Here is a 5,166-nt window from a genome sequence, read left to right on the forward strand (position 1 = left end):
GGGGGCGGAGACATACCGAACAACGGCCGCACGCCCCGGCGTCCGGGTCGTCGAGCGACTCGGTGAGCAGCTGCATCAGGCAGCGTCGCGAGGAGATGTAGTCGCGCATGATGTCGGCCTCGCGGCGGCGGACCGCGAGCACACCGTCGTAGTGCGCGGCGTCGAAGGACCACGGCCGACCGGTCGTCGACCAGCCGTCGGAGCCGCGTTCGGTGGCGCCGTCGACGGCGAGTTGCTTGAGCATCAACTCGATTCGACCCCGCCGTACACCCGTTTGCGCCTCGAGTGCGACAACGCTCATCGGCTCGTCGGCCTCGCCGAGCACGTCGAGGACCACCTGCATGCGCTTGGGGTCGGGGATGGTCGCGGTGGCGAAATGCTCCCAGATCGCGTCGTCGGTGGCCGAGGCGAGCAGCATCACCACGGCCTCGTCGAGCGCACGCCCGGCGCGACCGACCTGCTGGTAGTAGGAAACCGGCGACGGCGGTGACCCGACGTGCACCACGAAACCGAGGTCGGGTTTGTCGTAACCCATGCCCAGCGCCGAGGTGGCCACGAGTGCCTTGACGTCGTTGCGCAGCAACGCGTCCTCGAGCTGATGGCGGTGATCGGCGTCGAGCTGCCCGGTGTAGGCGGCGACCGGGAAGTCGTCACCATGGACCGCTCGGATCGCGCCGACGAGCCGGTCGGCATCGGCGACGGTGAGGACGTAGACGATCCCCGACCCCGGCAACTCCGGGAGATGCTGTGCCACCCACGCGTACCGCTGGATGGGGGAGAGGCCGTCGATCACATTCAGGTGCAGCGACTTTCGTGCCAGCGAACCGCGCAGCACCAAGGTCTGTGTACCGGCGCCACCACCTGCGCTCAACTGCGCCGCGACGTCGGCGGTGACCCGCTCGTTGGCGGTGGCCGTGGTCGCCAGCACCGGCGTGTCCGGGTTGAGCGTCCGCAGGACATCGGCGACGCGCCGATAGTCCGGCCGGAAATCGTGCCCCCAGTCGGAGATCGCATGCGCCTCGTCAATGACGAGAAGGCCCAGCCGCCCGGCCATCGCGTCGAGCACGCGACGCCCGAACCCCGGATTGGCCAGCCGCTCCGGCGACACCAACAGCACATCGAGATCGTCGGCGCGCAATGACGCCTCGATCTCGCTCCACTCCGACACATTCGACGAGTTCAGCGTCGCCGCGCGCAGACCGGCCCGCTCGGCCGCCGACACCTGATCGCGCATCAACGACAACAGCGGCGAGACGATCAGCGTCGCGCCGTGCCGACGCTGCCGCAGGATGGCCGTCGCCGCCCAGTACACCGCGGACTTGCCCCATCCGGTGGCCTGCACGACCAGCACCCGCGCGGCCGCAACCGTGGTCAGCCCCGCGATCGCCTCGAGCTGATCATCGCGCAGCGCGGCGCCCGGCCCGGCGAGGCTGGTGATGACCGCTTGCGCGGCCGCGAGATCCGGCGAGTTCAGTGTCTGGGTGCCCGACATGGGCCCAATCTATCGTCCTGCGCCGACAACGCCCTGACCTGCGCAGATCAGGCATCGCGGGCGCGGTGGGCAGGGGGTGTCAGCTCACAGGTAACTGGCAGGTCGAGCGCAGAGTGGGGTCAGCCGGGGCCGCGAAGCTTATGGGCATGACGACAGAAGCGATCCCGCAGGCCGCCGCCCCGATCATGGTGGTCGCCGACAGCTCCGCCGCTGCCCCCGTCCTCGACATCGTCGTTCCCGTGTACAACGAGGAGAACGACATCGCCCGATGCCTGCAGCGGCTGCACGAACACCTCCGTACGAACGTGCCGTTCTCGGCGCGAATCACCGTTGCCGACAACGCGAGCACCGACTCCACGGTCGCCATCGCCGCGGGCATCGCCGACGAGCTCGACGGCATCCGCGTCGCCCACCTCGACGAGAAGGGACGCGGCCGCGCACTCAAGGCCGTGTGGTCGCGCAGCGACGCCCAGATCGTCGCCTACTGCGATGTCGATCTGTCCACCGATCTCAACGCGCTGATGCCGCTGATCGCCCCGCTGATCTCGGGCCACTCCGACGTCGCGATCGGCACCCGGTTGTCGAAGGACTCGCGGGTCGTGCGTGGGCCGAAGCGCGAGTTCATCTCCCGCTCGTACAACCTGATCCTGCGAACCACCATGCGCGCCAAGTTCTCCGACGCCCAGTGCGGCTTCAAGGCGATGCGCACCGACATCGGCCGCCAGGTGCTGCCCTACATCGAGGACACCGGCTGGTTCTTCGACACCGAGCTGCTCGTCATCGCCGAACGCATCGGGTTGCGGATCGCCGAGGTTCCGGTCGACTGGGTCGACGACCCCAACAGCACCGTCGACATCGTCTCCACCGCGGTCGAGGATCTCAAGGGCTGCGCGCGGGTCGGCTATGCGCTCACCTCCGGCAAGCTACCGATCGCCGACCTGCGCACCACGGTCGGCCGCGAACGTGCGCCTGGCCCGGCGATCGCGGGTGTGCCGCACGGCATGGTCGGCCAACTCGTGCGGTTCTGCGTCGTCGGCGTCATCTGCACGATCGCCTACGCCGTCCTCTACCTGCTGTTGCACTCCTTCCTGGGTGCGCAGGTGTCCAACTTCGTGGCGCTGGCGGTGACCGCCGTCCTCAACACCGCTGCCAACCGGCGTTTCAGCTTCGGTGTGCAGGGGCGTGAGGATGCGGTCAAGCACCAGTTCTTCGGATTCGGGGTGTTCCTGTTCGGCTGGGCGGTGACCGCGCTGTCGCTGTTCGGTCTCGACCACTTCGCCCCCGGCGCGGGCAAGCACGTCGAGTTGCTGGTGCTCGTGATCGCCAACCTGGTCGCTACCGCCACCCGATTCGTCGGACTACGGTGGGTGTTCCGCTCGCATCTGCAGCGCCGCCCGGCCGCCGAGACCGCGCAGCCCTGAGGCCTGCGGGCAACCACAGAACCGCGCATCAGAACCGCCCGCGCAGCGGGCCCGGTGAAAGAGACCATGAGCGAACCCGACAAATCCTCGATCCCCGAGAATTCGCCCCCGACCAGCACCAACCCAGTTACGGCCCCGGATGAGAACTCCCGGGGCCGTAGCCCTGTCTCGGTACCCGCCGATCCGCCGGCGGTGTGGAAATGGTCGACGCTCGCCGCACTGATCGTGGTGACCGCGATCATCGACCTCTGGCACCTGTCGCTCAACGGGTGGGCCAACTCCTTCTACTCGGCGGCCATCCAGGCCGGCTCGCAATCGTGGAAGGCGTGGTTCTTCGGTTCGTCGGACATGGCGAACTCCATCACCGTCGACAAACCTCCTGCCTCGCTGTGGATTCCGGCGATCTCGGTCCGTATCTTCGGGCTCAATTCGTGGGCGATCCTGGTGCCCAACGCGTTGATGGGTGTGGCGTCGGTGGTGCTGCTGTACTGGATCACCCGCCGCTACCTCGGGCACTGGGCGGGCATCCTCGCCGGCGGCGTGCTGGCGTTGACGCCGGTCGCGGCGATGATGTTTCGTTTCAACAATCCCGAGGCGCTGCTCATCCTGCTGATGATCGCCGCGGTCTGGGCGTGTCTGCGGGCGGTCGAGGATGGTCGGCTGCGGTGGATGATCCTGGTCGGTGTCTTCGTCGGATTCGGCTTCCTCACCAAGCAACTCCAGGTCATGCTGATCGTGCCGCCGCTGGCCCTGACCTACCTCGCATTCGGGCCCCACGGGTGGGTCAAACGTGTCGGGCATCTGGTGGCTGCGCTGGCCGCACTCGTCGTCAGCGCGGGCTGGTGGATTCTCACCGTCGAGCTGTGGCCGGCGTCGTCGCGGCCCTGGATCGGCGGTTCGCAGAACAACTCAATTCTCGAACTCACGTTGGGCTACAACGGTTTCGGCAGGCTCTCCGGCGACGAGACCGGCAGCGTCATGCCCGGCGGCGGACGCGGATACGACCGCGGCGCCTTCGGCGGCATGGGCTTTGCCGGCGACTTCGGCGGACCCGGTGGCCCCGGCGGTCGCGGCGGCATGTGGGGCGAAACCGGGATCTGGCGGATGTTCCAACCCGCCCAAGGCGGACAGATCGCCTGGCTCATACCGAGCGCGCTGATCCTGGGTGTCGGTGCGCTGGTGATCCTCGGCCGCTACCGCAGCGCCGCGCGCACCGACCTGCGTCGCGCCTACCTCTCGGTGTGGGGGCTGTGGCTGGTCATCACGATGGCGGTCTTCAGCTTCATGGCGGGCATCTTCCACAGCTACTACACCGCAGCGCTCGCGCCCGCGGTGGCGGCGTTTCTCGCCGGCGGTGCGGCCGTGGCCTGGCGGGCGCGCGAGCAGCTGTGGGTGCGCATACTGCTCGCCGTCGCGGTGTGGTTCGGCGCGATCTGGGCGTTCGTGTTACTCGGGCGCTCACCGGATTTCGTGCCGTGGCTGCGCTGGATCGTTCTGTTCGTCGGAGTGGTCGGCGGTGCGGTGATGCTCCTCGCGCACCGTGTCTACCTCTCGGCGCTGGCCCTGGTGCTGGCCCTCGTCGCGGGCCTGGCCGGTCCGCTGGCGTACACGATCGACACCATCACCACCGCCAAGCAGGGCTCGATCATCAGCGCGGGACCGCGCGTCGAGGGTGACGGACCCGGTGGATTCGGCGGTCCCGGCCGCGGCAACCGGCGCCCGCAGATGCCCGGCGGCATGGGACGGTTCCCCGGCATGGGTCAGATGCCCGGCGGATTCGGCGGATTCGGCGGGCGCACCGGCGCCTACGGCGGTATGGGTGGCATGGGCGGTCCGGCCGGTGGACTGCTGATGGGCTCGACGCCCAGCGCCGAGATGGTCGCGACGCTGCGCAGCAACGCCGACGATTTCACCTGGGTCGCCGCAGCCATCGGGTCCAACACGGCGTCGGGATATCAACTCGAATCGGGCTACTCGGTGATGCCGATCGGTGGCTTCAACGGCACCGACCCGTCGCCGACACTCGCGCAGTTCCAGAAGCTGGTGGAGCAGAAGAAGATCCACTACTTCATCGGTGGCGGCATGATGATGGGTGGGCGGTCGGACGGCCCGTCGGCCCAGATCACCGAGTGGGTGGAGGGTCATTTCACCAAGTTGACGATCGACAATGTCACCTTGTATGACCTGACGTCACCGACCTGATCCGTTAGGGTGCCCTGGTGACTTCACGGATCGGGCATCGGCTCCCCCCGC

General features: G+C 68.2%; 3 protein-coding genes. 2 read left to right on the plus strand and 1 reads right to left on the minus strand.

Features of this window, described 5'->3' with window-relative positions:
- Positions 1-1,492 (minus strand): DEAD/DEAH box helicase (locus tag B1964_RS02445; RefSeq protein ID WP_139765605.1); only part of this gene is annotated, 1,492 nt, incomplete at its 3' end.
- Positions 1,493-1,638: 146 nt separating this feature from the next.
- Between B1964_RS02445 and B1964_RS02450 the strand changes: the two genes are divergently transcribed.
- Together B1964_RS02450 and B1964_RS02455 are read left to right on the plus strand one after the other, a co-directional pair.
- The gene (locus tag B1964_RS02450; RefSeq protein ID WP_172398726.1) at positions 1,639-2,913 is read left to right on the plus strand and encodes a glycosyltransferase; all 1,275 of its coding nucleotides are present in this window, start codon (positions 1,639-1,641) and stop codon (positions 2,911-2,913) included.
- Between the two features lie 66 nt (positions 2,914-2,979).
- A complete protein-coding gene (locus B1964_RS02455; RefSeq protein ID WP_172398727.1) occupies positions 2,980-5,115 on the plus strand; it encodes a glycosyltransferase family 39 protein in 2,136 nt (711 codons plus the stop codon).
- The last annotated feature ends 51 nt before the right edge of the window (positions 5,116-5,166 follow it).

Source organism: Gordonia sp. i37 (assembly GCF_002043085.1).
Taxonomy (GTDB): domain Bacteria; phylum Actinomycetota; class Actinomycetes; order Mycobacteriales; family Mycobacteriaceae; genus Gordonia; species Gordonia polyisoprenivorans.